Annotated in this window: 4 protein-coding genes; all 4 read left to right on the top strand. The window is 63.2% G+C overall.

Going from position 1 to position 5,111, the window contains the following annotated elements:
- A partial coding sequence (locus ACNJ7E_RS24540) for a RidA family protein (protein WP_418341180.1) occupies positions 1 to 392 on the top strand: 392 nt, incomplete at its 5' end.
- Positions 393 to 771: 379 nt separating this feature from the next.
- Complete coding sequence (locus tag ACNJ7E_RS24535) at positions 772 to 1,851, top strand: LLM class flavin-dependent oxidoreductase (RefSeq protein WP_009480599.1); 1,080 nt, start codon at positions 772 to 774, stop codon at positions 1,849 to 1,851.
- Between the two features lie 133 nt (positions 1,852 to 1,984).
- Positions 1,985 to 3,478, top strand: a complete 1,494-nt coding sequence (locus ACNJ7E_RS24530; RefSeq protein ID WP_009480598.1) for an aldehyde dehydrogenase family protein — start codon at positions 1,985 to 1,987, stop codon at positions 3,476 to 3,478.
- A gap of 206 nt (positions 3,479 to 3,684) precedes the next feature.
- Positions 3,685 to 5,097 (top strand): aldehyde dehydrogenase family protein, encoded by a 1,413-nt coding sequence (locus tag ACNJ7E_RS24525; protein ID WP_418341135.1) that lies wholly within the window; start codon positions 3,685 to 3,687, stop codon positions 5,095 to 5,097.
- The last annotated feature ends 14 nt before the right edge of the window (positions 5,098 to 5,111 follow it).

The following is a 5,111-nucleotide window of genomic DNA, read 5'->3' as shown; positions in this document are numbered from 1 at the left end:
CGGAATACCTCAACCCAGGCAACCTTCCCTACCCTCGATTCGGAATGAATCCGGGTGTGGCGACCAAGGACTACGTGTTCTGCGGCGGCATGGCGCTGGATCTGGAGACGCTGGCGCGTAAGCCGGAGGCCGACACCGTCGCGAACGAGACGAAGATCGCGCTGGAGGAGATCCAGGGGATCCTCGAGACTGTCGGCTGCACGCTCGGGGACGTGGTGAAGACGACGTGTTACCTGGCCGACGATTCGTATCGCAAGGAGTTCTGGACCGCGTACACCGAGGTCTTCGGCGAAGGCCCGTACCCGGCGCGCACGACGCTCGTCGTCGGCATCGCCGGCGACTGCCGCGTCGAGATCGACGCCGTCGCGATCCGACCACGGAACCAGCGGTAGAACCGCGCGAAGAAAATGTCGGGCCGTGCGACCGACAAGTCTTCGACCGACGCACAACTCGACCCCGAAGTCATCGGTGAGACCGCTCGACCGGAACAGACAAAATCTGCACAAAACACGAAGCGCCCGCGCCGAATGAGGGCCGCCGTCGAAGTCAGCACGGTGCCCAAACTGCACACTGAAGCTGTTCATGCTTCCTACAGGATTCTGCGACGACCACGGCGCGACATGACGGCTCCCAGTCTCTACTGACACCGTCCTGCCCAGGACGCCCGAATCCGAAGTCTTGTCCTAGTCGGATTGCCCTCGAATCAGAGGCTCCGCGCATTATTCGACCGATCTGTGAAAAGGCGGGTCGCTAAAGAAAGGAACACCTGCGATGGAGTTCGGTATTTTCATTCCCAGTGCTCGGAATGGTTACATCATTTCTGAGGCTGCTCCACAGTATTCGCCGACGTACTCGCACATGAGGGAGATCATCCAGGCGGGTGAGGAAAACGGGTTCTCGTTTGCCCTGTCGTTGTCGGCGCTGCGCGGGCACGGTGGCACGACGGGGTTTTGGGACGACGCACTGGAGTCGATGACACAGATGGCTGCCCTTGCCCGGGACACAACGACGATGAAGCTGATTGGCTCCGTGAATATTCTGGCGATCCATCCGGCGATCGCGGCGCGGATGGCGGTGACGATCGACCAGATCAGCGAGGGGCGTTTCTCACTCAACATCGTTCCCGGCGGCTGGCACCCCCGTGAGCTCGAGGTCATGAATGTGTGGCCCGGCTATGAGTACAACAACTACCGTTGGGAGTACGCGGGTGAGTACTGCCAGGTGGTGCGCGAGCTCTGGGAGAGCGGCGTCTCAAACTTCAAGGGTAAGCACTTCCAGTATGACGATCTGCGGATGGGCCCGAAGCCAGACAATCACGTGAACATCGTGTGTGCCGGCGCCTCGGACGACGCCATCGCATTCACCACGAAGTACGCCGACTACTCGTTCCGCCTGGCCTGGGGAGGCGTGGACGCCCTCGAGGAGGTCGTGGGCAGGTTCAACGAGCAGATGGAGAACGCGGGGCGGACCATCCGGCCGTTTGTGGCATTGGGTGTTGTCCTCGCTGACACCGACGAGGAAGCGGAAGCAAAGCTGCAGAGCTACATCGACAGCCCGGATCGGGGCGTGATGGAGTACATGATCGGGCAGGCATCCACCGATTCCGCCAAGGGCGGCACCTCAGAGATCCTCGCCGGGGTCGACGCCAAGGGATTCGTGCAGTTTTCGACGGATTTCATCACCGGTTCCCCGGAGAGTATCGCGCGCCAGCTCGACGAGTGGGCCGAACTCGACGTCGCTGGATTCATGCTGATCTTCCCGGACTACGTGGAGGACATCAAGCGGATGGGTCGTGAGGTGTTCCCACTGATGAAGAACTTTACCGCGGTGCAGGCGCTGCAGAACGCCTGAGTTTTCCCGCGCCTCGAGCTCCCAAATACGGGCCGCCACATGATCTGGCCAGGCTGTCTGGCGGCCCAGGGCGGCACCTTCCGTTGGGAGAGTGCCGAGAACCTGTTAATGCGATGAAGATGAGGATGGAACCATGTCCACAACGCTGCTCAGTGAAGAACTGAGGACGAACATCAAGAAGGCCGAGAGGATGCTGATCGGCTTCGAGTGGGTCGACGCGTCCACTGCCGAAACGATCGCGGTGGAGGATCCCGCGACCGGGGAGGTCGTTGCTCATGTCCCGGCCGGGAACGCCCAGGATGTCGACCGCGCGGTCTCGGCTGCGTGCGCAGCATTCCGCGGACCGTGGCGCCGGCTGACTCCGCAGGAACGTGGCCGACTGCTGTGGAAGCTGGCGGATCTGATTGAGGACCGTGCGCAGGAGTTCGCAGAGTTGGAGTCGCTGGATGCGGGGATGACGATCGGCGAGGCCAGATACGTCGATGTGGCGTTCTCGGTCGATGTGTTGCGGTATTACGCGGGATGGCCGACCAAGATCACCGGGGACACGATCCCGGTGTCGTTTCCGACGAACTTCGGCGGCCCCTATCACTCGTACACGCTGCGCGAGCCCCTCGGTGTGGTGGGGTGCATCGTGCCGTGGAATCTCCCGTTGATGATGGCGGTCAAGAAGATTGCGCCGGCGCTCGCGACGGGAAATACGGTGGTTGTCAAGCCGGCCGAGCAGACTCCGCTGTCGATCGCACTGCTGGGGGAGTTGGTGCTGGAGGCCGGCTTCCCCGAGGGTGTCTTCAACTATGTCACCGGATACGGAGAGACGGTGGGGGCCGCCTTGGTCGAGCACCCGGACGTGAACAAGATCAGTTTCACCGGTTCGGGTCCGACAGGGAAGGCGATCATCAAGGCAGCCACGGGCAACCTCAAGCGCGTCTCCCTCGAGCTGGGCGGGAAGTCACCGAATATCATCTTCGGCGACGCCGATCTGGGGAAGGCGATTCCGTCGGCCGCGCTGGCGATCTTCGCCTGCCAGGGTGAGAGTTGTGTCGCCGGGTCGCGTCTGTACGCGCACCGCTCAGTGTTCCAGGATGTGGTCAACGGGCTGGTCGAGGCGGCTGACAGCATCCGGTTGGGCCGCGGCTTGGATGCGGCGTCGCAGATGGGTCCGCTGATTTCGGCGGAGCACCGGGACCGGGTGCTCGGTTTCATCGAACTCGCCCGCAGCGAGGGAGCCGAGATCGTCACCGGCGGCTCTGCATGGGGGAGCGAAGGCTATTTCGTCGAGCCCACTGTCTTGGCGAACGTCGGCTCGGACTCGAAAGTCTTGCGGGAGGAAATCTTCGGTCCGGTTCTGACGATTGTGCCGTTCGACACCGAGGGCGAGGTCCTGGCGTTGGCCAACGATTCGCACTACGGACTCGGTGCGGGGGTGTGGACCCGGGACCTCGGCCGCGCGCACCGCGTGGCCGCGGGAATCGAAGCGGGTCAGGTGTGGGTGAACTGCTATCAGACGGTTGATGCGGCGTTGCCGTTCGGTGGGCACAAGCAGTCGGGTTTGGGTCGGGAGACCTGCAAGGAGAGTCTCGACGAATATCTCGAGCTCAAGACAGTCGTCGTCGATCTGTCGTAGACCACGGGCACATATGGCTCCATAGTCGTCGGTGGCGCCGGTGTGGGGCCGTATCGGCCCACGTCTGACCGAGGACCCGCAGGTGTCGGTCTTGCCGGTCGCGGTCGTCGGCGGCACCTACCAACGATTTTCGAGTAGTGAGGGTTTGAATAGTGACAATCTGCGATGTGGATTTGACGGCTGCGTGTTTGATTGGTGGTCGGTGGGTGCCGGGGTCGGGAGCGGATGCCGTCGAGGTGTTCAATCCTGCGACGGGGCTGGTGATTACGGAGTTGGTTCCGGCGACGATCGAGGATGCGGAGGCGGCTGTGGTGGCTGCGTCTCGCGCCTTCGGTGACTGGGGTTCGCGGCCGTTGTCGGAGCGGGTGCGGTTTTTGTATCGGATGAAGGTGATCCTCGAGGACAATGTCGAGTCGTTGGCGCGCACGATCACGATCGATCAGGGTAAGACGTTGGATGAGGCGCGCGGTGAGGTGGGGCGGGCCGTCGATTTCCTGGAGACGGCGATTGCCGCTCCGATGCTGTATCACAGCGACGCCGTGAATGTCACCACTGGTGTGGATGCGCGGCGGGTGCGGGAGCCGTTGGGGGTGTGTGTGGCGGTGACGCCGTCGAACTTCCCGGTGATGAACACGGTGCAGTTCTCGGCGTGGGCTCTGGTCACGGGTAATGCGTTGATCATCAAGGCGTCCGAGCAGGATCCGCTCGCGTCCACCGCGGCGATTCGGTTGCTGCAGCAGTCGGGTCTGCCGGATGGGGTGCTGAACTTGGTGCACGGCCGGGCGGATGTGGTCAAGCACCTGATCGCCCACCCGTCGGTGGTGGCGGTCTCGTGCATCACGTCGTCGCCGACGGCGCGGGCGATCTACGGGGCGGCGGCAGCGGCCGGGAAGCGGGTGCAGGCCAATGGTGGTGCGAAGAATCCGATCGTGGTGGCCGCGGATGCGGATCTCGATAGGGCGGCGGCCGGGATCGTGTCCTCGTCCTATGGGATGGCGGGTCAGCGGTGCCTGGCGGGGAGTCGGGTCGTGGTGGTTGGTGATGTCTACGGCGATCTGATGGACCGGGTGGTGGCGTTGGCCGATCAGTTGGTGGTCGGTGACGGTATGGACGAGGGTGTGACGATGGGCCCGGTCGTCAGCGCCGAGAGCAAGGTGCGGATCCTGGCGGCGCTGGGGGAGGCGGAGGATCTGGGTGCGACGTTCGTCCTCGATGGTCGGAATGTGAAGCCGGTGGGTGGGGCGGGGTCGGAGAACGGCTATTTCATCGGGCCGACGATCGTGGCCGATTTGGATCCGCGGCACGGGGTGGAGGGTCGGGAGTTGTTCGGTCCGGTGATCAATGTGCATCGGGTGGATACGCTCGTGGAGGCGATCGCGTTGTCGAATGATACCGAGTTCGGTAACGCTGCAGCGGTGTTCACCAGCTCTGGTGCGGTGGCGGCGGAGTTCGAGCGGGGTATCCGGGCCGGGAATGTGGGTGTCAATGCGTTTCCGGCGCCGCCGGCGAATATGACGATGGGTGGGTACGGTGCCTCGTTCTACGGTGACCTGCATGTGTGTGGTGCTGCGCCGTTGGATTTCTTCACCGATCAGAAGCTGGTCGTCACCCGATGGTGAGCACTATGCGGCGA

Source organism: Rhodococcus mengyinensis (assembly GCF_048381435.1).
GTDB classification, from domain to species: domain Bacteria; phylum Actinomycetota; class Actinomycetes; order Mycobacteriales; family Mycobacteriaceae; genus Rhodococcus_F; species Rhodococcus_F opacus_D.
The sequence above is the reverse complement of the archived record's forward strand: the minus strand, read 5'-3'. Positions and strand labels throughout refer to the sequence as shown.